We start from the raw sequence: 22419 nt of genomic DNA, 5'->3' as shown, positions 1-22419 counted from the left end.
GTGAAACGCGGCCCCGGGCCGGGCCCGGAACCGCGCGATAGACGCCTTAGCGGCGGATGCCGAGACGCTCGATGAGGGCGCGGTAGCGGGCCTCGTCCTTGCGCTTGACGTAGTCGAGCAGCGAGCGGCGCTGCGAGACCATCTTCAGAAGGCCGCGCCGGGAATGGTTGTCCTTGGCGTGGGTCTTGAAGTGGCCGGTCAGGTTCGCGATCCGCTCGGTCAGGATCGCCACCTGGACCTCGGGAGAACCGGTGTCCTTGGCGTCCTTGCGGTGTTCCTTGATGAGCGCGGTCTTGCGCTCTGCCGTGATCGACATCGCATGCCTTTCGGGTTGTGCTGATCGGATGCGGCGCCCCGTCCGGGCGCGCGCAAGCTCGGCGTTCGGCCAGTGCCGGGATGTCGTCCAGCACGGTCACAGCGCAAAGCGGTTCAAGCCCCGCCCGGTAACCCGGGTCGAGGCAGCGCGATCCATACACGAAACCAGCGGTTATGCCAGCCCCGGGGCCTGTTGCGGTCGAGCCGCGGCACGCGGCGTCTCGGCCAGGAGCTTGGCCAGGAACTTGGCCAGGAAACGGTTAACGCCCCGGTGCTAAGCGGAACCCGCACGAAACGCGGCCCGGCGATGAACGGCACCCTCTCGGATGCGTGTGGTGTCCTGCTCGCGACGCTGCTCGGCGTTCCCCTCGTCCTCCTGCCGGGCTACGCGCTGGGCACGATCACCGGCGTGCTCGCATTCCGGACCTTGCCGCCGGGCCAGCGTGCCCTGTGCGCTTCCCTCCTCGGCATCGCGCTCCTGCCCGCCCTCGACGCACTGCTGATCCAGGCAGCCGGCGTGCCCGTGGCAGCCTTGGCGAACGCGGGCCTCGGGCTCGCCGCCCTGCGCCCGGCTCTCCGCGACCTGCGTAGCCCGCTCGACCGGCCGGCCCTGGCGCTGGGTGTGCTCTGGCTCGGGATCGTGACCTACGCGCTGATCGACATCGACACAGGCACCGTCCTCCACCAGCCACTCACGATCATCGACTTGGTCAAGCACGCGGCCCTGACCCGGGCGATCGTCGAGCACGGCCTTCCGCCGGTGGACCCGTTCTTCGCCCGTCCCGAGCGGGCCGGGTACTACTACTTCTTCTATACGCTGACCGCCCTCGTGGACTGGGCCGGCGGCCGGCTGGTCGACGGGCGCACCGCCTTCGCGAGCCTTGCCGTCTGGACCGGAATCGCACTCCTCGGCCTGCTGGACCGGCTGCTGGCCGCCACGGGGCTCGCGCGGGATATTGCACCCCGGCTCCTGCGCCGAGCGGTGCTCGTGCTCCTGCCGGCGGGCGGCCTCGACATCCTGCTGGTCTTCTCGAACCGAGCCGGAACGGGGTTCTGGATCCCTGTCCCGGAATGGCTGAACGAGCAGGTCGTCAACTGGCCGACCTCCCTGGTCTGGGTCCCGCACCACGTGGCCGCCGCCCTGGCCGGCTGGCTCGGCCTGCTGGTGCTGGCCCAACGCGCCGACGGGGCGACGCCGGATCGCCGGGCGGAGGCAGCCGCGATCGCCACGGCGGGTCTCGCCTTCGCGGCCTGCGCGGGGCTGTCGATCTGGGTCTGTCTGGGCGCGGTCGCAGCGGCCGGGATCTGGCTCGCGCTGCTCGGATTCGAGCGCCGCTGGCGCGACGTGGCCCGGCTCGCGGCGGCCGGGTTTGTCGGCGCGGTCCTGGCCGCGCCCTACCTCGTCGGCATCCTGGCGAACCGGGCCGATACCGGCGGCACGATCCGGTTCGCGATCCGACGCTTCGGCCCACTGGAGCAGATCTACGACGGGCCGGGCCTCGACCTCCTCCGGTTGATTCTGCTGCCGATGAACTACTACGTCGCGCTGGGTGTGTTCGCAGGCGGCGCGCTGCTGTTCTGGCACGTCGTGCCGCGCCGGGAAGCCCATGCCCGCGAGGCGAGCCGGCTGCTCACGATCTGCGCCGCGGCCGGCCTGCTGCTCGGCGGGTTCCTGCGCTCCGCGATCCTCAACAACGACCTCGGCGCCCGCGTGGTCCTGCTGGCGCAGGTCTCGGCGCTCGTCTGGACCGCCGTGGCCCTGACCCGCACGAGCCCGGGCCCGCGGCTCAGGCTCTCGGGATCGCTCGGCGCGCTGCTGGTCCTCGGATATGCCTCGACCCTCTACGGCTTCGTCGGGATGCGCGCCTATCCCGCGGCGGAGCATCCGCAATTCGCCATCCTCAACGGGCGCCCGGATATCGATCGGTCGCTGCGCGCAGCCTATAGCTGGGCCGGCACGCACCTGCCCGTGGATCTCGTCCTGCAAGCCTCGCCGCTTCCGCGCCGCGTGTTCGATTTCGGCCTCTACGGTACGCAGCCCGTGGCGGTGGCCGATCGCGAGGCGCGCCTGTTCGGCGCGGCGCCCGAGGCGGTCGCGGCGCGCCTCGCCGCCGTGTCGCCGATCTTCGACGCGACGCTGCCGGCCGCGGAGGTGCGCCGCCGGGCGGCCGCGGCCGGGATCGGCGCGCTGGTGGTCACCGCGGCGGACGCCGCCTGGCGCGAACCCACGTCTTGGATCTGGCGCACCCGGGCGGCTTACGCGGACCCGCTCGTGCGGATCCTGCGCGTCGAGGACCTCGATGACTGATTCCTTCTCGCCCAGCACCGGGCGGATCCTGCGCTGGATCGGCGCCCAGGCGCTGCTGCACGCGGGGGCCCTGGCTCTCGGCTTCGGCGTCTTCGTGCTGCTGTTCCAGACGGATCTGTGGTCCGGCGTGACGATCCTGTTCTACCGCGGCCTCCTCCTGCTGGTCGTGGCCTTCCTGATCACGCTGGCGGCGACCGTTGCGCTCGCTGGCCTTGGCCGCCGCTGGGGGCTGCGGCGGCGCGATGCCCTCGGGGCCTGCGTGCTGTCGCTGTCCCTGAACCTGAGCGGCTTCGTGATCCTGCCCGTCACGGTCGACCGCTCGGTCAGCGTGTTCCTGCTCGGGCAGATGGCGGCGCATCCCGATGAGAGCTTCGACGCGGACCGCGCCCGGGCTGTGTTCGACGCGGTCTACCTCGGCACGTTCCGCCAGATGGAGCGGCGGCTCTCCGAGCAGAAAGCCTCGGGCAACGTGGCCCCGACCGCGGACGGCTACGTGATCACCCCGCAGGGCCGCGCCTTCATCCGCTTCGCCGGCGTGGTCGCCCGGCTCTTCCGGACCGATACGCGGCTGATCGCCGGGGCGCCGGCACCCGAGGCGGTGCCGGCGCCGACCCTGAGCCTGCGCCGGGAGCCTCCCAAATAGGGGCCTCGACGCGGGACGCAGACGGTGATCCAGTCTGTTCGAAAGTGGGGCCGCGCGTCTGGCACAGGCCCCGCGGCGCGCCTTTTGCCCTGCGGAATGTCGGGCGATCAGGGAGAAGGCGTGGGATGGCGGAATCGGCGGCGACCAGGGGTGGCGTGGCGGCACCCGGGCAGGACCGCATCCTCGCCCGGAGCCTGACCGCTCCCGGCCTCATCGCCATCGGGCTCGGCGCCACGATCGGGGCGGGCATCTTCGTGCTCACCGGGACGGCCGCCGCGCAATATGCCGGGCCGGCGCTCAGCTTATCCTTCGTGGTAGGCGGGATTGCCTGCGGGTTCGTCGGCCTGTGCTACGCCGAGCTGGCGGCGATGATCCCGGAGGCCGGCTCTACCTACACCTACACCCGCGAGAGCCTGGGCCGGCTTCCCGCCTGGATCATCGGCTGGGACCTCGTGCTGGAATTCGCCGTCGCGGCCGCCACGGTGGCGGTGGGATGGTCGGGTTACGCGCAGTCGCTCGCGGCTGATTTCGGCCTGCGGCTGCCGGCGGCGCTCGCGGGGGCGCCGGGCGAAGGCGGGATCGTCAACCTGCCGGCCGTCGGCATCGTGCTGCTGCTCACGGCTCTGCTGACCCGCGCCACCCGGGAAACCGCGCTGGTGAACGGGCTCTTGGTGGCGTGCAAGATCGCGATCATCCTGGCCTTCGTCGGCGTCGGCGCCGTCCACCTCCGTCCGGAACTCTGGCACCCCTTCATACCGGACAATGCCGGGACCTTCGGCGCCTATGGCTGGAGCGGCGTTTTCCGCGGCGCCGCGGTGGTGTTCTTCGCCTTCGTGGGCTTCGAGACGGTGGCCACCGCCGCGGGCGAGTGCAAGGCGCCGCAGCGCGACGCGCCTGTCGGGCTGATCGGCTCGCTCCTGATCACCACGGTGCTGTACGTGGCGATGGCCGCCGTGCTCACCGGCCTCGTCCCGTACCGCGACCTCGACGTCGCCGATCCCGTCGCAAAGGCGGTCGACGCCATCGGGCTCTCGGGCTTTGCGATCGTGATCAAGATCGGCGCCCTGATCGGCCTGACCACCTCGGCGCTGACCGCCCTCTACGGGCAGGGCCGGATCTTCTTCGCCATGGCCCGCGACGGGTTGCTCCCGGAGGTCTTCTGCCGGGTCCATCCGGTGACGCGGGCGCCCGCGGCCAGCCAGACGGTGATCGGCCTGTTCACGGCCGCTTTGGCCGGGCTCGTGCCGATCGACATCCTGGGCGAGATCGTCAGTATCGGCACGCTGCTGGCGTTCTGCCTCGTCTGCACGACGGTGCTGATCCTGCGCCGGACCGATCCCGACCGGGCGCGCCCGTTCCGTGTGCCGGCGGCGCCTCTCACAGCGGGGCTGGGCATCCTGTCCTGCCTGGTGCTGATGGCTTCGCTGCCGGCCGAGACCTGGATCCGCCTCGCGCTCTGGCTGGCGATCGGGCTCGCCCTCTACGTCGGCTACGGAAAGCGCCACGCCCGGATCAGCTGAGGAGATCGAGCGTCGCGCGGCTCAGCCTGTCGAGGATGCCCGAGGCGCTGAGATTGGCCTCGTAGTTCCGGACCACTTTCTGCAGGTCGGCCGACTCGGTGGCGGCATTGACGTTCGGCAGCTGGACGTAGCCGCGGCGGTCGGCGACGACGTTCGACGGGTCGTAGCGCGTGCGGAACGCGCCGGTGTCGCGCACGATGCGACCCACCGGATCGCGCGGGTTGTCGGCGACCACGGGGGCGAACACCGCGATCTTGCGGGTGTAGGGCGCGCCGCCCGGCGTCTCGGACACCGAATCGGCGTTGGCGAGGTTCTCGGAGATCGCCCGAATCCGGCCGCCCTGGACCTGCCGACCCGCGGCCAGAACGTCGGACGCCGCGTGGAGGGCGCTGGTATCCGGCATGGGCGGGGCCTCATCGGCGGGTGGAACTGAGCCGGACGAACCCTTGCCAAACAGGCTTAACCTGCGGTTAAGCGGCCCGCCCGGACAGGCTCACCGCCTCCCGCAAATCCCGGCCGTCGGTGAGCCGCAGGCCCCGGCGGCGCAGGGAGGCCAGCATCGCGCGATCCGGGAACGGGCAATAGGGCAGGACTTCGAAGCTCCGCCCCTCCGGCAGGGTGCCTGTGCGCGCGACCTCGTCGAGCAGCCTGTCCAGCATCCCCCGGCCGTGGGCGTGGAGGGCCACGGCCGCCCGGGTGGCGGTGGTGCCAGCGGGCAGAGGCACCGCCTCCTGGGACAGGATCGCGCCGGTATCGATCGCTGCGGCGAGCCGGTGCAGGGTCATGCCGAAGCTACCGGGTGAGTCCGCCAGGGCGTGGATCGTCGGCACCGGGCCGCGATGGCGCGGCAGCAGGCCGGGATGGCCGTTGATGCCCCCGAGCCGCGCCAGCCCGATCGTCTCCGGCTTCAGGATCTGGTCGAAATGGTAGGTCAGGATCAGGTCGGGCGCCGCCGCGCGCAGCCTCTGCGCGACCTCGGGGCCGTTGACGTCGTCGACCGTGAGGGTCGGGATGCCGAGGCGGCGACAGAGGGTCTTGAGCGGCGTCGCCTCCGGCGTATCGCCGCTGCCGGTCGCCGCCTGGGTCAGTGGCGCGAGCGGACGCAGCAGGTCCGGCAGCCCGAAATTGACCGCGAGATAAGGCAGTATGCCGGCGCCCGAGCGCGCGAGGTGCCGCCGAATCTGCCCGGTCAGACCGCCGCTCGACGGCCGCTCGGCATTGGATAGGCCCACGAAGACGATGTCGGCCCGATGATCGGCGACGAACCGGCGCACCACGCGGGCGTTGGGCAGCGCCTCCAGGACGAACAGCGCGATCCGGGGCCGGGCCATCAGCGCCGCTCCCGCCTTTGAAACCGGAACGCGTACAGGCTGGCGCGGCGAATGCCTTCCGGGAGGAGCAGAACGGTCCGCGCCAGGGCCGCGAGGACGAACGGGAAGGCGATCACGTCGCGATCTTTCGCGATGCCCTTGGCGATGTGCACGGCCGCTTCGTCGGCGCTCATTTCCAGCGGGCGCCAGCCCTTCAGCTCGCCGCCCATCGGGGTCTTCACGTAGCCCGGCGCCACGACGTTGACCTTGACGCCGCGCGGCCCGACCTTCTGGCGGAGCGCCAGCCCGTGCGCCACCAGCGCAGCCTTGGCGCCGCTATAGGCCGGTGCATCCTGCAACGGCGCATAGGCCGCCAGCGACGACATCAGCGCGATCTGGCCGCGACCACGCTGGAGCATCAGGGTCAGGCTGGGCAGCACCACGTTGAGCGAGCCCGTGTAGTTGATGTCGGCGGTCTCGAACGCCGTCTCCTCGGTCTCGACCTCGCCCCGCTGATTGCCGCCATTCACCGCGGCATTGGCGATCACGAGGTCGAGGGGCTGGGCTGCATCCACCCGGTGAACCAGCGCGATCGCTGCCGCTCGGTCGCGGGTATCCAGGCGGGCGACCTCGACGACGGCCCCCTTGGCGCGGCAATCCCCGGCGACTCGTTCGAGGCGCTCGGCGTTGCGTGCAACGAGGATAAGGCTCGCGCCGGTCTGCGCGTAATGGCGCGCCAGCGCCGCGCCGATACCACTCGACGCGCCGGTAATCAGGATGCGAAGCATGCGGCGGGTTACGCCGGCCCGTGTGGAAAGATCAAGGGTCGGCGGGACTCACAGGCCAGGAAAGCCCTCGGGCGTAAGCCCTCAGTAGACCGGCGCGAGTTCCCCATCGCGCATCGTCCCTTCGCGGATCGCCCGCGCGGCCGCCAGCATTGAATCGGGCAGGGCAGCCTCCATGCGCGGCACCGAGCCGGCCACCGACCGGTCGATCGCCTCCTTGGAGAAGAAGCCGCCGTTGACCTGTGTCCGGTGCAGGACGACCCGGCGGAAATCGGCCATCAGGCCCATGTCGGGCGGGGTCGGGTTCGTCCAGAAGCCGTCGAGGTCGCCCTGATGGGTCAGGCCGGCCATGTTGTAGATCGCGGTGCCGACCGCATGGGTCGGGCAGCCCATCTCCAGGGACAGCATCCCGACCGTCGAGTTGACGATGACCACACCGCGGGCCCCCTTGATCAGGGCCGGCAGATCGCCGCCGTCGATGAAGTCGAGCCGGTCGCTCACGCCGTGGCGCCGGGCCGAGGCGCGGGCGAACTTGCGCCAGTTGATCAGGCCGCTGTCCAGCGGGTGCAGCTTCACGAGGAGCCGGGTCGGCGCCGCCGAGGCGTCCGCGAAGGACTTGATCACCCGGTCCATGAAGCCCTCGACGCCGAGGAACGGCGAATGGACCCGGATCTGGTAATCGCTGTCGAGCTGGAGCGGCAGCAGGAAGTAGTCGCAGCCGACCGCGCGGTAGATCTCGTCGCAGCGCGCCGCCTCGCGGCGTGTATGGGCGCGCCGGGCGAACTTCTTGATCCAGCCGGCATACTCGGCCGCGATGTGGGTCGGCCGGTGGCTGCGGAAATGCGGATAGAGGTAGGGGAACAGGATGTTGGCGAGGTTGTAACCGACGTCCCAGACGCTCCGGCGCGCCATGTCGCCCGTGGAGGGCATCGCCCGGCCGGGCTGCGGCAGGCGCCGGGCCAGCGCACGGATCTCGTCGGCGGTGCGGGGCAGGGACGAGAAGCCGTTCACGCCGCCGAGCTCGCAGGTGATCCAGTTCGGGCGGATGTAGCCCTCCTCGAACACGTGCACCCGCAGGCCGCGATCCTCGGCGATCATCCGCGCGGCCTTGTGGAACGGCCGACAATCGCCGAACAGCACGATATCGGTGATGCCCTCGCGGGTCAGGTAGGCCTCGAGATAGATCCCCCAGGCCTCCCGGCGACCGCGGTAATTGTCGGCCGCGCCGTTCCAGAACAGCCAGTCGCCGGGGCAGAGATTGATGCGCCGGACCTGATGGCCCCGTGCGCGCAACGCCGTCCCGAGATCGGAAAAGAACGGCGTGGCGATGCCCTGCAGGAAGAGGAAGGTCGCCGGGCGGTCGCGGAGGGCGTCGGAGGCGGGTTGTTGCATTCCGCGGCGCTTCTTCCTTGACCCTGAGACTGGCCCAACGGGCCGGCACGTTACCGTGAGGTGGCACGAGCCTCGGCGGCCCCGCAATCCGAGGGGGCGCTGCAGCACGGCTTTTCCGCACCCGCGTGGCCCGTCTGCAACGGTCGCGCTTTTGCGGCTCTCACTCGGATTGAGCGACCAATCGCGGCGACGGTATGTCCAAATCCCTCCAGGGGTATGGCGCTTGTGCCGGACCGTCGGGGTTGTCCCCGAAATCCCACACCTGCGAGCCCCGCGCCATCCATGCGAAAATGCGCTACAGGCGGGCGAACGTCCCGACCGCGCGGAGCCCGACAACCAGAGATGCCCCAATAGCCATGCCCCCTGAACCGACCCTGTCGCTCTACGCGACCGGCCGGACGATCCGCCTCCTCCGGGCGGAGATCGAGGCCGCGACGGGCTTCGCCTTCGGGCAGGCGCGCCTCGGCGACGTCGGCGCGGTCTGGGGGGCGGGGCGCGCGGCCGACCGGCTGCTGAGGCTGACCGGCCGCCGCCGCCTCGTGGTCGCGCCCGGACCGATCCTCAGTCCCTACGACGATCCGGAGCGCGGCTTCGCATCCCTGCGGATCAGCCTCGACGGACGGCCGCTCGGCGGGGAGGGCGGCGTTCACTACCTCGATCCCTGGACCCGGATGCCGGTCGACCGCGCATCCTGCGCCGAGCGGGTGGCGTGGCTGGAGGCGCGCTTCGCCGAGAACGACCGGCGAGTCGTCTATGTCGGGATGTCGCGCTGGAAGCGGCCGGCCCTCGACGTGCTCGGGGCCGGACCCGCGGGGCGCCCGGTCCACACCATGACCACCGAGGCCGCGGTCGCGGCAGGCCAGCGCCACCAGGGTCGCTTGCTCGCCTGGGCAACCCGGGCGCCGGGCCAGCTGGAGGCCGCCTGCGCGGAGGCCGGCCTGCCGCTCGCCCGGGTGGAAGACGGGTTCCTGCGCTCGGTCGGCCTCGGCGCGAGCTTGCAGCCCGGCGCCTCGATCGTGGTCGACGATCTCGGCATCTACTACGACCCGCGCCGGGAGAGCCGGCTGCAGCGCCTGCTGGCGGAATCCGAGTTCACGCCTGACCTCGTCGCCCGGGCGAAGCGCCTGCGCGAGGAGGTCGTGGCGCGCCGGCTCAGCAAGTACAATGTCGGACTCGACGCGACCGCCCTCGACTGGCCCGCCGGGCGCAAGATCGTGCTTGTGCCGGGCCAGGTTGAGGACGACGCCTCGGTGCGGCACGGCTCCCCGCTGGTCCGCTCGAACCGGGCGCTGCTGGAGGCGGCGCGGCGGCGCAACCCGGACGCGTTCCTGCTCTACAAGCCGCATCCCGACGTCGAGGCGGGTTTCCGCCCCGGCATCATCCCGCAGGCGGAGGCGCTGACGCTCGCCGACCGGATCGTCGCCGGCATCAGCATCGTCGATCTCTTGGACCGGGTGCATCACGTCGAGACCATGACATCGCTCGCCGGGTTCGAGGCGCTGATCCGCGGCCTGACCGTGGCGACCCATGGCCGGCCGTTCTACGCGGGCTGGGGTCTGTCGGAGGATCTGGCACCCGGGGCCGATCGCGGCCGCAGGCTCGACCTCGACGCGTTGGTGGCGGGGGCGATGATCCTCTATCCGCGCTACCTCGACCCCGTAGCGATGAAGCCGTGCAGCCCGGAACAGCTCCTCGACCGCCTGAGCGCGGCCCGGGACGCGGCCCCACGCAGCGCCCTTTCGATCGGCCGCGCCGCCCATTGGGCGATGCGCGCACGCTACGGCCTGCTCAATCCGATCGTGCGGGCGCTGCGCAGCCGCCGGGGCGTCGGCCGCGAGGCCGGTCCGCATTGAGCAGGTTTCGCAAACGTGGCCGCCGGTTTTCCGACAAAAACCTGCGACAGGCCAAGACCCTAAGGCGCAACATGCCAGCGAAATCAAAGTGATAGCGCGTGCGGCTCATGTCGACACTCAGAAACACGCCACCGGGCCGGCTCCTTCGCTGCGGGTTTAGGAACCGCCCACAACACGCTGCTTCCGCACACTTTTCCCCGGCAGTGCTGAACCTGTCCCACGCCGAGTGTTTCGAGTCTTGACGACGTTCCTCACCGCCACCGGCCTCGCACTCGCTCTCTGCCTTGTCCTGGAGGTGGTCGCGGGCGATTCGATCACCCGGGCAAGCCTCGCCCCCCGCGACCTCGCCTTGCGGCTGCTGGGCTATCTGCTGATCCTGTTGTTCTGGTTCGCATTCTCTTGGCGGCCCTGGCTGGCCGGGCTGACCCTGGTGATCTCGGTGACGGCGCTGATCTTCGTCAGCCGGGCCAAGCGCTCGGTGATCGGCGAGCCGCTGCTGTTCAGCGATTTCGCCCTGCTGCCGCAGGTACCGCGCCACCCGCAGCTCTACTACATCCCGCCCCTGTGGCATCCGCGCGTGAGCATCCCCGTCCTTGTGACCCTGGGCGCGACCGCGCTCTGGTATCGGACCGAGCCGAGCGTGCTGCCGGCCGCCGCTCTCCCGCGGATCCTGGCGCTCCTCGGCCTGCCGCTGCTGCTCGGTCTGCTGGCCTGGGCCGCGCCGCGCCCGCCGCTCGCCCGGCTGGTCACGCGCTGGTTTCCGCGCCCCGACCTTGAAGGCGACGTGGCTCGGGTCGGCCTGCCGGCGAGCCTGCTGGGCTACACCGCCCGGGACTTCGCGGGCAGCGAGCCGGTGCCCGAGCCGCCTGTGCTGTCCCCCGGACCGGGGGACGACGTGGTGGTGGTGATCCAGCTCGAATCGTTCATCGATCCGGAGCGCCTGGGCGGCCCGTCCCTGCCGGCGATGGCGCTGTTCCGCAGCCGGGCCGCGCAGTACGGCCGCCTCCAGGTTCCGGCACACGGCGCCTACACGATGCGCAGCGAGCACGCCGTGCTCACCGGGCGGCCCTCCGAAACCCTCGGTTTCGGTCGCTACGACCCCTACACGTCACGCAGCGGCGACGAGCCCACGAGCCTCGCCCGGCTGGCCCGCGGCCGCGGCTACGCCACCCTGTTCCTGCACCCGTTCCACCGGGATTTCTTCCGCCGGGCGCAGGTGATGGAAACCTTCGGCTTCAGCGACCTCGTGATGGAGGAGGCCTTCGCCGGGGCCGAGCGGGTCGGGCCGTATGTCGGGGACGTGGCGCTGGGCGAGCGCCTGCTGGCGGAGGTCGGGGCGCGGCGCACGCCCCTGTTCCTGTTCTGCGTGACCATGGAGAACCATGGCCCGTGGAAGCCCGGTCGACTCCCCGGGATCGACGATCCGCAGGCGCAGTACATGCACCACGTGGTCCATACCGGGCAGATGGTGGAGGCGGTCCTCGCCGGGCTCGAACGGCTGGCCGGCGAGCGGGGCCAGACCATGACGCTCTGCGTGTTCGGCGATCACGCCCCCTCGCTCCCCGCCTGCACACCTGGTTTCGGCGGCCGGACGACGGACTATGCCCTGTTCCGGTTCGGACGGCCGGTGCCCCCCCCGCGGCGGCTCGACATCACGGCCGACGCCCTGGGCCGGGAACTGCGCGGTGCCATTGCCACCGCGCCTGCGGACAGCGCCGCCGCGACGTGATATGGTCAAGCTTGCCGGCGCGAAGCGTGGCGGTGCCACGCTGGTGACGCATTGGCGGCGGATGATGCAGCGCTCCGCGAGGGCGATCGCACGGCCGTTAAAGCGATCGCAGCGTTTGGCGATCTAACTGGATGTCCCGGTCCGGGCCAGCGATGGCGCGGGATCGGCTGGAGAAGACTCTGTGATGCTGCGTAAGACGGCGCGCACCGCCCTGATGGCCGCCCTGGCGGCCGGATCCGTTGGCGGATGCACGTACCTGCCTGCGGCGGGTCCGACGGCGAGCGCGATTCAGGCGGGCTCGGAGGTGGCCACCGCCGATGGCGGCCTGCTGGCCCGCTACGAGATCATCGACGTCAACCCCGCCGTCGTCGAGGCCCTGCGCGGTCGTCCGCTCGACAGCCTGCTCGCCTCCTTCGGCGATCACCGCCCCTCCGCCGAGCCTGTCATCGGCATCGGCGACATGGTCTCGGTCTCGATCTGGGAAGCCGGGTCCGGCGGCCTGTTCTCCGGTCCGCTGGTCGCCGACCGCTTCTCGGCCGGGTCCAAGTCCGCCCTCATCCCCGAACAGCCGGTCGGGCGCGACGGCGCCATCTCGGTGCCCTACGCCGGCCGCATCAAGGTCGACGGCCGCCGGCCCCAGGATGTCCAGACGCTGATCGAGAGCGAGCTCGCCGGCAAGGCCATCCAGCCGCAGGTGCTCGTGTCGGTCACCCGCCCGATCAGCCAGGCCGTGACCATCACCGGCGAGGGCGCGGCCGGCGCCCGCCTGCCGCTCTCGGGCCACGGGGACCGCATCCTCGACGTCATCGCGGCCGCGGGCGGCAACCGCTCGCCGGTCTCGGAGACCTTCGTGCGGCTCTCCCGCGGGCCGGTGACCGCGACCGTGCCGCTGACCACGGTGGTGTCGAACCCCAAGGAAAACATCTACCTGCGGCCCAACGACGTGCTCACGCTCGTACGCGACCCGCAGACCTTCCTGGCGGTGGGTGCGCTGGGACAAGCCACCGAGCTGCCGTTCCAGGCCGATGGGATCACGCTGGCGCAGGCGCTGGCCAAGGCGCGTGGCCTGTCGGACTTCGCCGCCGACCCGTCCGGGACGTTCATCTTCCGGTTCGAGCCGGCCAGCGTGGTGCGGCGGCTCAACCCGGGCTCGAAGCTGCTCGGCACGCCGCTGGTCCCGGTGGTCTACCGGATCGACATGCGCGACCCCAACAGCCTGTTCGTGTCCCAGGCGTTCCGGATGCGCAACCGCGACCTCGTCTACGTCTCGAACGCGCCGTTCACCGAGCTGTCGAAGGTGCTGACCGCCTTCAGCGGCGTCACCGGCCCGATCGCCTCCGTGGCCACGGCCTACGCCTACACGAAGTAGGCAAGGCGCCGGCCTCCGGGCCGGCGATCAGTCCGACAGATCCCGAACGAGAAGGGGGCGCGGATGATCTCCGCGCCCCCTTCTCGTTTTCAGCGAAGACCGATCGCGATCCGGGGCGCGCGGCCCCGGACGCATTCAGGCCCGCTTGGCCAGCAGCTGCTCGATCAGCGAGCCGCCCTTGTCGATCGCCGTCATCTCCTCGGCCACCGCGTTCACGGTGTCGCGGATCTGGTCGGCAGTATGCTCGGAGGTCAGGAAGAAGCGCAGGCGCGAGGCCCGCTCCGGCACCGCCGGGTGGATGATCGGCTGCACGTTGATGCCGCGCCGGAACAGACGGTCCGACAGGGTCACAGCCTTCAGCGAGTCGCCCACGATGATCGGCACCACCGCGAGACCCAGGCTGAAGCCGGTGTCGAGGCCGAGCTTCTTGGCGGTCGCCAGGAACAGATTTCCGTTCTGGCGCAGGCGCTCGACCCGTTCCGGCTCGGCATGCATCACCGCAAGCGCCGCCTCGGCGGCAGCGGCGAGCGGCGGCGACATGCCGACGCTGTAGACGAAGCCGCCGGCCGAGTGCTTCAGGTACTCGATCAGCGCGATCGGGGCGCAGATATAGCCGCCGCAGGTCGAGAGCGTCTTCGACAGCGTGCCCATCCAGATGTCGACCTCCTTGGGGTCGACACCGCAATGCTCGAACAGGCCCGCGCCAGTCCGGCCGGTGACGCCGAGGCCGTGGGCCTCGTCGACCATCAGCCACGCATCGTAGCGCTTCTTGAGGGTGATCAGGCCGGCGAGGTCCGGCGCATCGCCATCCATGCTGTACAGGCCCTCGACCACGATCAGCGCCCGGCGGTGCTCGTGGCGGGTCGACTGGAGCAGGGTTTCCAGGGCGTCGAGATCGTTGTGCGCGAAGGAGCGCCGCTGGGCGCCCGAGAGCTGCGCGCCGGTGACGATGCTGTTGTGGGACAGCGCATCGTGGAAGATCACGTCGCCGGCTTCGAGCAGGGCGCCGATGGTCGTCACGTTGGTGGCGTGCCCGCTCACCATCACGACGCAACCCTCGGTGTGGTAGTGCTTGGCCAGCGCCTGCTCCAGGCTGATATGACCCGGCCGCTCGCCGGCCACCACACGGCTCGCCGACGCGGAGGTGCCGTAGGCGTCGATCGCCTCGCGCGCCGCGTTGCTCACCCGCGGGTGACCGTTCAGGCCGAGGTAGTCGTACGACGAGAAGTTGGTGAAGCTCTTCTGGTCGATCCGGGTGGTCGCGCCGGCCTTGGCGTCGTGGACGCGGAAGAACGGGTTGCCCAGGCCGATCAGCTGCGCCGCCTGACGCTGGAGCTGCAATTCGCGGTAGCCCGGCAGGTTCTCGAAATTCTGCGCGGCCGACCGCCCGGCCGGGGAGGCCGCCTTGGCGGGTGCCGGGCGCGGCGTCGCGCGCCCGAGGCGGTTCGTCACGAAGCCGGCGAGCGCCGCGCGCCCGCCGTCAGGCCGTGCCGTATCGGTCATGTGTTGGTCTCTTTGATCGGGCTGGACGTCTGCTCGATGAGTTCCCGGAGCGGCGCCATCATCGCCGCATCGATCTCACCACCGATATGCTTCGAGACGAGGCTCATCGCGACACCGGCCGCCTCGTCCATGGGCGCGGAAACCGCCTGAATTAAGGACTCCGACAGCTCGTTGACGGTCATGCCCGAGGACAGGCCCGCGGGCGGCGCATCGAGGGCGAAGCGCTCCTGCAGGCTGGCGCCGAGCTCGACACCCATCAGCGAGTCGAGGCCGATCTCCGAGAGCTGGCGCACGCGGCTGATGTCGTCCTTCGGCAGGCGCAGGATCCGGGCGATGTCCTCGACGATCGCGTCCGACACGGTCTTGCGGACCGAGTCGAGGTCGCCGCCCTTGAGCAGCGCCCCGATGTTGATCGCCTGGACACCGCCGGCCTCGGCCTGCTGGTCGGAGCCCAGTTCGGCGTAGCTCGGCGAGCGCATGGTGGCCAGACGCTCGCGCGCCTTGCCCCAGTGCATCGCCGCGATGGCGATGACCGCCTCGTCGGGGGACGCACCCTGGTGCCCCAGTGCCTCGGCCATCAGGTCGAGACAGCGGCGGGCCTCCATCGGCGTGACGCCGACGCGGCCGGCGAGGCCTTCCATGACCGCCTTGTTGCGGGCGAGCATGCCGACATCGCCGATCGCACCCCAGGCCACCGCCAGAGCGGGCAGGCCGCGACGGCGGCGCTGGCGGGCGAGGCCCTCCATGAAGCCGTTGGCGGCCACGTACGAGCCCTGACCGGGATTGCCGATGAAGGTCGTCGCCGAGGAGAACAGGACGAAGTAGTCGAGGCTCCGGTCGCGGGTCGCGGCGTCCAAGTGTTGAGCGCCCACCACCTTCGGACCGATCACGGCGTCGAGCGCAGCCGCGTCGATATTGGCGATCAGGCCGTCCTGAAGCACCGCCGCGGCGTGGAGCACGCCCGCGAGCTTTTTGCCGCCCTGCTCGATCCCGGCGATCAGGCGATCCACCGAGGCACGGCTGGTGATGTCGACGGCCTTGGCCTCGACGGTCACGCCCCGTGCCGTGAGTTCGGCGACGATCGCCTTGGCCTCGTCGGTGGCCGCGCCCTTGCGGCCGGCGAGCACGAGGTGTTTCGCACCCCGGTCGATCAGCCAGCGCGCCGCCTCCAGGCCGAAGCCTCCGAGGCCGCCGGTGAGCAGGTGGACGCCCGTCTCCGAGACCACGAACGGCTTAGCCGTATCCTTCATGATCGTGCCGGCCTTGGGCGGGCTGATCACGATCTTCCCGATATGGCCGGACTGCTGCATCAGCCGGAACGCGTCCGAAGTCTCGGCCGCCGTAAAGGGCTGATAGGGCAGGGGCTTCAAGCCGCCGTCGTTGAACAGGGCCATGACCTCGCGGAACATCCGCGCGCCGTCATCGCCCTGGTGCTGGATCACCTGATCGAGATCGACGCCGAAATAGCTAAGGTTCCGCCGGAACGGGCGCAGGCCGATATGGGTGTTGGCGACGTAATCGCGCTTGCCCAGCTCGACGAAGCGGCCGAACGGCCGCAGCGCGTTGAGCGAGCGCTCCATCGCCTCGCCGAACAGGCTGTTCAGCACGATGTCGACGCCGTCTCCGGTGATCGCCCGGATCTCGTCCACGAAGGCGAGGGAGCGGGAATCCAGCACATGCTCGGCGCCCAGCGCCTTGACCAACGCCCGCTTCTCGCGGGAGCCGGCCGTGGCGATGACCCGCGCACCCTTCAGCTTGGCGATCTGGAGCGCCGCCAAGCCGACGCCGCCAGCGCCACCATGGACCAGAACCCATTCGCCGCGCCGCATCCGGGCGCAGGAAACGAGTCCGTAATAGGCGGTGAGGAACGCCACCGGCACGGTGGCAGCCGCCATCGGGTCGAGGCCCGGCGGCATCGGCGCGACCACGAGGTCCGGCACCACGATGTGGGTGGCGAAGCCCGACTGGGCGAAGGCGACGACCGGATCGCCGACCTTGAAGCCCTTCACGCCCGGGCCGACCGCGGTGACGCGGCCAGCGCATTCAAGGCCGAGTCGCGGACCGGCGAAGCCGTCCTCCAGGATCTCCTCGGGGAGCATCGAGAGCGCCCAGAGCACGTCGCGGAAGTTGAGGCCGGTGGCCTCGACCGCGATCTCCATCTCGCCCTTGCCGGGTGCGCGGCGCTCGGCCGGACCCCAGACCATCTCGCTGAGACCACCGGTGTTGCTACGCTCCAGGCGCGCGGCCTCGGCCGGGATCAGATCCGCCGGATCCCGGTGCTGCGGCTTGCCGGCATGGAAGCGCACGACCTGGGTCTGCTCGTCGTCCAGCACGATCTCGGTCTCCGGAGTGCCGGAGAGGATGAGGTCACGCAGGCGCTCGGAGGCACGCTTCGACGACATCTCGGGGGAGAGGTCGATGCGGCGAACGTCAAGGTTTGGGGCCTCGTTGGCGAGCGTGCGGGAGAAGGCCCACACGCCGGCCTCGATGTTGGTGGTCTGGCCGCCGCGATCACGGGTGGCGCCCGGCGCCACGACCCACAACCGGGTCTGGCGCGCGCCAAGGTGCTCGGTGCAGCGCTTCAGGCTGAGGCAGCGGTCGCGCAGGCGCTCGGACGCCTCGCCGCCGCGGGTGAAGGCGCCGGCCAGGAACACCACCGTGTCGGGGGTCTCCCGCTCCAGCTCCATCAGCGAGGTCTCGGAGTCGAGAATGATCGAGACATGCACGCCGCCCGCGACCAACAGGGTCGCCAGGGAGGAGGCGGTTTCGGCCGCGAACTCGTCGTCGGAGCCGATGATGAAGGCGAAGCTCTGGGCCGGGGCCGGGCCCGGGCGTACCGGGGCCTCGGCGGTCAGGAGCAAGTCGTCGCCGTTGGCGGAGGTCGACCGCTCGACCTCGACCTTGACGAGGCCGTGGGCGCTCAACGTGCGCTGCCAGCCCTCGATATCCTCCAGCCGGCCGACCGGCAGGCCGCCGACCGCCTCCTCGAACCAGCCTGAGGTCAGGCCGAACACGAGGTCGCGGAACAGGGACGATCCCGGCTCCACCGCCACCAGCAGGCCGCCGGTGGCGAGCGCCCCGGCGAGCTGGCCCGGCAGGGCCCGGTCACCACGATGCAGGCTGCCGGCCGCCAGGATCAGGTCGAAGCTGCCGGGCGCAAGTTCGTCAGCCGCCTCGATCACGGCAGCGGCGCGGCCCAGCGACAGGCGGGCACGCTCGGCCAGCCTGCGGTCGGTCTCGAACACGGTGAGCCGAGCCTCGGCCGCGGCCGCGAAGGTCGCGGTCTGGGCCGAGAGTGGGCCGAACCCGACTTGGAGCACGCGCAGCGCCCGCTCCTTGGGGAGCTGGCTCCGGCTGCGCTCGATCAGGCCTGCAACCACGTCGGCGCCGTGGCGCGCGGTGGCCGAGCGAAGCACGAAGGCGTCGATCGCTCCCTGCGGCAGGGCCGGCGCGTCGGTGAGCTTACCGGCGAGCAGACGGTCCACAAGGGCGCCGACATCGGCGATCAGCACCAGCTCGGCCGAGAGATCCGGATGGTCGCCCGCGATCCAGCGCATGATCTCGTCGGGGGCCGGCAGCGCGGAGCCGTCGCCCAACGTCCAGTTCTGGCCGGCGCGCTCGGCGAGCCCGCTGCTCTCCAGGGCGTAAAGGGCGTTCAGCAGCCAGGGGCGCAGGGCCTCGGGCACGCGCGGGTCCTGGGCCGAGACGGTCTCGCCCTGCGCCAGCCCGGCGGCGAGGCGGTAGGCCAGCGACGTCGCCCAGCCCTCCAGCAGGAGGTGCCCCGGCGACAGGGCGGCATCGGCCGGGCCCTTCGATTCGGCGGTCAGCGGCCGCAGCCGGGCGGCCACGCTCGGGCGGCGCTCCATCGGGATCGCCGTCGGCTCGGTGGCGAGTTCCGGCACCTGCGAGATCGCGAAGGCCGAGAGGTCACCGCCGGTCTTGGCGCGGAGGGCCTGGAACCGGCCCTCGCGGATCGTGGCGACGATCCCACCCTCGGTATCGAGCAGGGTGAAGTCGGCCAGGATCGAACGCTCGTTGCACCGGCGGGTCCGGATGATCGAGCGGGCGATCACGGCGCCCGGGGTCACCAGCCGGACCTCGCCGAAGCGCACCGGGATGTAGGCCTTGCCGCCATTCTCGCCGAGCAGGTCGGCGAAGAGCAGGATCAGCCCGTGGAAGCAGGCGTCGAGCCGGTTCGGCACCAGCCCGTAGCGGGTGTCGGGCTCGGCCGGCAGCAGGTCGGACACGATGGTGGCGTCGTCCAGCCGGGCGCTCATGGCGACCTGCTGGAAGCTCGGGCCGAAGGCGAGGCCGGAAGCCAGGGCCTTGGCGTAGAGCGCGTCGCCGGAGAGCACGTGCTCGCCGGCCGTGTCGAAGCTGAAACCGTTCAGGTCCGGGACCTTCGGCGCCGAGAAGGTGCCCTCGACGATCTTGGCCTGGGCGTGGAGCTGCCAGGGCGTCTGGGTCAGGCGCGGGCGGCTCAGCACCTGGATGCCGTTGCCGGAGCCCGACAGGCGCACCGCGACCTCGCGCAGCGCCTCCTCGGCAAACACCATCGGCGCCACGATCTCGAAGTCGGCGAGCACGACCTCGTCGTCGCGCATCGCTTCGCGAACGCAGGCGAGCGCCATCTCGACGAAGCCGGCGCCCGGCATGATCACCTGGCCGTCGACCTTGTGGTCCTCCAGTTCGGGCACGGTCGCGGGATCGACGAAGCCGTTCCATTCCAGACCGTCGAAGGTCGTGCGGGAGCCGATCAGCGGGTGGTAGGGGCGGGCGCTCATCGCGCCGACGCCCTCGGTGGTGTCGGCGAGGCGGAACGGCCGGCGCTGCCAGGGATAGGTCGGCAGGCGCACGTCGCCCTTCGGCGCGTCGCCGAACAGCAGGGACTCGTCGACCTGCGCACCCTGGACCAGGGCGGCACTGACCGCCTTGGCGATCGGATCGCCGCCCGACGCCTTGCGGTGCATCACGCCGACCGTGGCGGTCTCGATGCCGAGCGGCTCGACCGCGTCGCCGACATGGGACATCAGGGTCGCGCGCGGGCCGACCTCGACGAACACGCGGGCGCCGCGGCGGGTGGCGTCCTGCACGGCCTCGGAGAAGCGGACCGGCTCGCGGATGTTGCGCCACCAGTAGCCGGCGCCGAAATGGGAACCGTCCAGCACCTCACCGGTGACAGTGGAGACCATCGCGGTGGTGCCGGCCTTGGCCTTCAGCCCGGCGAGGTCGCGCAGCAGCGGCTTCTCGGTCGGGTCCATCAGCCGGCCGTGGAAGGCGTAGGCGAGGTCGAGCTTGCGCCCGCGCCGGCGCTTGCGCGACAGGGCCTTCAGGGCGGCCTCGATATCGGCCACCGGCCCGGCGACCGTCACGGCCTTCGGGCTGTTGTAGGCGGCGATGTCGAGGGTCGGGAAATCCTTGAGGAAGGTCTCGACCTCCTCGGCCGGCATCAGCAGCACCGCCATGGTGCCCTGGCCGTGCGTCGTCTCCTGATGGTGGCTGCGGTAGTAGATGACCCGGACCGCATCCTCCAGGCTGAGGATCCCGGCAGCCTCGGCGGCGGCGATCTCGCCGACGCTGTGGCCCAGCACGTAGGACGGGATCAGGCCCTTGGCCTTGAGGGCGGCCGTGGAGGCACTCTCGATCGCGAAGATCAGCGGCTGCGACACGCTGGTCAACGCGAGGCGCTCGTCGAGATCGTCGGCGTAGAGCGCGTCCTTCAGCGACCAGTCCGAATAGACCTGGAACAGGGTGTCGATCCGGTCGAAGGTCGCGCGGAAGCTCGCGTTCTCCTCGTAGGCCTCGCGGCCCATGCCGGCCCACTGGCTGCCGTTGCCCGAATAGATGAAGGCCACCTCGGCGACGCGGTCGACCGCGGTGCCGGTGAAGGCGTCCTGGGTGTCCTCGCCCTCGCCGATGGCGCGGAGCGCCGCGGCCACGTCGGTCTTGCCGTCCAGCGCGATGGCGAGGCGGGCCGGCATGCGCTCGCGGCGATGCGCGACGGCGGCCGCCACTTTCGGCACCTGAGCCGGCTCGGCCTCGAGACGCTCGGCGTAGTCCAGGGCGAGCTCGTTCAGGGCGGCCCGGGTCTGTGCCGAGAGCAACAGCACCTGGGCCTTTGGCTGCACGGTGGCGTCCACATGCGTCGCCCAGGCCGGCGCGTCGGTGATGACCACGTGGGCGTTGGTGCCGCCGAAGCCGAAGGAGTTCACGCCCGCGAAGCGCTCGCGCGAACCGCGGCTGATCGGCATGGCCTCCTGCACGACGCGCAGGTTCAACTCGTCGAACGGGATGTCGGGATTCAGCTCCGCCGCATGCAGCGACGGCGGCACGAGATCGTGCTCCAGCGCAAGCGTCGCCTTCATCAGGCCGGCGAGGCCCGAGACCGGCTCGGTGTGGCCGATGTTGGTCTTGATCGAGCCGATCGGCAGCGGCGCCCGCCGGCCGCGGCCGAGCTTCGAGCCGATGGCCGAGGCCTCGATCGGGTCGCCCACCGGGGTACCGGTGCCGTGCGCTTCCATGAAGGCGAGGTCGTCGAGCCCGATCTCGGCCTCGCGGTAGACCTTCTCCAGCAGGGCGCCCTGAGCGTAGCCCGAGGGGAGCGAGATGCCGGTGGTGCGCCCGTCGGAGTTGATCCCCGAGGCCGACACCACGGCGCGGACCGTGGCGCCGTTGCGCCGCGCGGCCTCGGCCGATTGCAGCACGAACACCACGCCGCCCTCCGAGCGCACGTAGCCGTCGGCGTTCTTGGAGAACGCCTGGCACAGGCCGGTGCGCGAGAGCATCTGCGCGGTGGAGAAGCAGATGAAGTTGAACGGGCTCGCCAGCACGTTGACGCCGGCGACGACGGCCGTGTCGACGCGGCCCGACCGGATCGCCTGCACGGCGTTGTCGAAGGCGACGAGCGAGGACGAACAGGCCGTGTCGACCGTGAAGCTCGGACCCTTCAGGTCGAAGATGTAGGAGATGCGGTTCGAGATGATCGACAGCGTGTTGCCGGTGGCCGCGTAGGCGTCGCCCGAGGCCGCGTCGAGGATGCGCAGGTTGCCGTAATCGAGCGAGGAGGCGCCGACGAACACGCCGATATGGCTGCCGGCCACGCTCGACGGGCGCAGGCCCGCATCCTCGAGGGCTTCCCAGGTCAGCTCCAGCAGCATGCGCTGCTGCGGATCCATCTGCTCGGCCTCGCGGGGCGAGATGCCGAACACCGCCGGGTCGAACGACCATACGTCGTCGATGACGCCCGCCGACCAAGTGTAGCTCTTGCCACGCTCATGGGCGCGGGGATGCGCGAACCGCTCCAGGGAGAACCGGTCGGCCGGCACCTTGCTGACGGCGCAGCGCCCCTCGGAGAGGAGTGACCACAGCCCGTCCACACTGGGGGCCCCGGGCAGTCGGCATGCGCGTCCGACAATCGCAATATCTGTACGTTGTGTCACGTTCGGTTCGCACACGCTCGTTATCGGAAGTCGGCTCGGCTCGCGACGAGTGAGTACCCTCTCACCCCTTACTGTGGCACCATTGCGGTGTCCAACCAGCCCGGACGCGAGGTCATCCCCGTGCGGCGAAATTGCCCAAGGCTGTGACATGTATTCATCAGCGTCTTATCCAATCCCGGCGGTCAGAATGCCAAGTTTGGACCGGTCGACCGTCCGCGGAGACGCTGAAACGATCATCAGAAAGCCACAGTTT

General features: G+C 70.8%; 13 protein-coding genes. 6 read left to right on the top strand and 7 right to left on the bottom strand.

The window, feature by feature from the left end; all coding sequences use genetic code 11:
• Nucleotides 1-46: 46 nt before the first annotated feature.
• Nucleotides 47-316, bottom strand: a complete 270-nt coding sequence (gene rpsO, locus OXS49_RS04105; protein WP_243916762.1) for a 30S ribosomal protein S15 — start codon at nucleotides 314-316, stop codon at nucleotides 47-49.
• A gap of 306 nt (nucleotides 317-622) precedes the next feature.
• Here rpsO and OXS49_RS04100 point away from each other — a divergent pair, with 306 nt between their 5' ends.
• From OXS49_RS04100 to OXS49_RS04090, 3 genes are all read left to right on the top strand, one after another.
• Nucleotides 623-2623 (top strand): hypothetical protein, encoded by a 2001-nt coding sequence (locus tag OXS49_RS04100; RefSeq protein ID WP_267422046.1) that lies wholly within the window; start codon nucleotides 623-625, stop codon nucleotides 2621-2623.
• Nucleotides 2616-3266, top strand: a complete 651-nt coding sequence (locus OXS49_RS04095) for a hypothetical protein (protein WP_267422044.1) — start codon at nucleotides 2616-2618, stop codon at nucleotides 3264-3266. Before OXS49_RS04100 ends, OXS49_RS04095 begins: the two co-directional genes overlap by 8 nt.
• 125 nt (nucleotides 3267-3391) lie before the next feature.
• Complete coding sequence (locus OXS49_RS04090) at nucleotides 3392-4786, top strand: amino acid permease (RefSeq protein ID WP_267422042.1); 1395 nt, start codon at nucleotides 3392-3394, stop codon at nucleotides 4784-4786.
• On the opposite strand, the gene OXS49_RS04085 is transcribed toward OXS49_RS04090, so the two are convergent.
• From OXS49_RS04085 to OXS49_RS04070, 4 genes are all read right to left on the bottom strand, one after another.
• Entirely contained in the window at nucleotides 4779-5189 is a 411-nt protein-coding gene (locus OXS49_RS04085) for a flagellar basal body rod C-terminal domain-containing protein (RefSeq protein ID WP_244001496.1), read from the bottom strand. The two genes, OXS49_RS04090 and OXS49_RS04085, sit on opposite strands and share 8 nt — an antisense overlap.
• A 67-nt stretch (nucleotides 5190-5256) precedes the next feature.
• Complete coding sequence (locus tag OXS49_RS04080) at nucleotides 5257-6117, bottom strand: formyltransferase family protein (RefSeq protein ID WP_267422038.1); 861 nt, start codon at nucleotides 6115-6117, stop codon at nucleotides 5257-5259.
• Nucleotides 6117-6884 (bottom strand): SDR family NAD(P)-dependent oxidoreductase, encoded by a 768-nt coding sequence (locus OXS49_RS04075; RefSeq protein ID WP_267422036.1) that lies wholly within the window; start codon nucleotides 6882-6884, stop codon nucleotides 6117-6119. Before OXS49_RS04075 ends, OXS49_RS04080 begins: the two co-directional genes overlap by 1 nt.
• Nucleotides 6885-6965: 81 nt before the next feature.
• A complete protein-coding gene (locus OXS49_RS04070; RefSeq protein WP_267422033.1) occupies nucleotides 6966-8273 on the bottom strand; it encodes a capsular biosynthesis protein in 1308 nt (435 codons plus the stop codon).
• A gap of 356 nt (nucleotides 8274-8629) precedes the next feature.
• Here OXS49_RS04070 and OXS49_RS04065 point away from each other — a divergent pair, with 356 nt between their 5' ends.
• The 3 genes from OXS49_RS04065 to OXS49_RS04055 all read left to right on the top strand — a co-directional run bounded on the left by OXS49_RS04065 (nucleotide 8630) and on the right by OXS49_RS04055 (nucleotide 13224).
• Complete coding sequence (locus OXS49_RS04065; RefSeq protein WP_267422030.1) at nucleotides 8630-10126, top strand: capsular biosynthesis protein; 1497 nt, start codon at nucleotides 8630-8632, stop codon at nucleotides 10124-10126.
• A 238-nt stretch (nucleotides 10127-10364) separates the two neighbouring features.
• Nucleotides 10365-11855, top strand: coding sequence for an LTA synthase family protein (locus OXS49_RS04060; RefSeq protein ID WP_267422027.1), 1491 nt, complete (start codon nucleotides 10365-10367; stop codon nucleotides 11853-11855).
• Nucleotides 11856-12039: 184 nt separating this feature from the next.
• Entirely contained in the window at nucleotides 12040-13224 is a 1185-nt protein-coding gene (locus tag OXS49_RS04055; RefSeq protein ID WP_267422024.1) for a polysaccharide biosynthesis/export family protein, read from the top strand.
• 135 nt (nucleotides 13225-13359) lie between these two features.
• On the opposite strand, the gene OXS49_RS04050 is transcribed toward OXS49_RS04055, so the two are convergent.
• Together OXS49_RS04050 and OXS49_RS04045 are read right to left on the bottom strand one after the other, a co-directional pair.
• On the bottom strand, nucleotides 13360-14727 hold the full coding sequence (locus OXS49_RS04050) for an aminotransferase class I/II-fold pyridoxal phosphate-dependent enzyme (protein ID WP_267422021.1): 1368 nt from the start codon (nucleotides 14725-14727) through the stop codon (nucleotides 13360-13362).
• Entirely contained in the window at nucleotides 14724-22166 is a 7443-nt protein-coding gene (locus OXS49_RS04045; RefSeq protein ID WP_267422019.1) for a type I polyketide synthase, read from the bottom strand. The genes OXS49_RS04050 and OXS49_RS04045 overlap by 4 nt, the downstream gene beginning before the upstream one ends.
• Between the last annotated feature and the right edge of the window lie 253 nt (nucleotides 22167-22419).

Origin of the sequence: Methylobacterium sp. GC_Met_2 (assembly GCF_026540795.1) — a bacterium.
In the GTDB taxonomy this organism is placed as follows: domain Bacteria; phylum Pseudomonadota; class Alphaproteobacteria; order Rhizobiales; family Beijerinckiaceae; genus Methylobacterium.
This window is presented reverse-complemented; position numbering and strand designations above follow the sequence as displayed.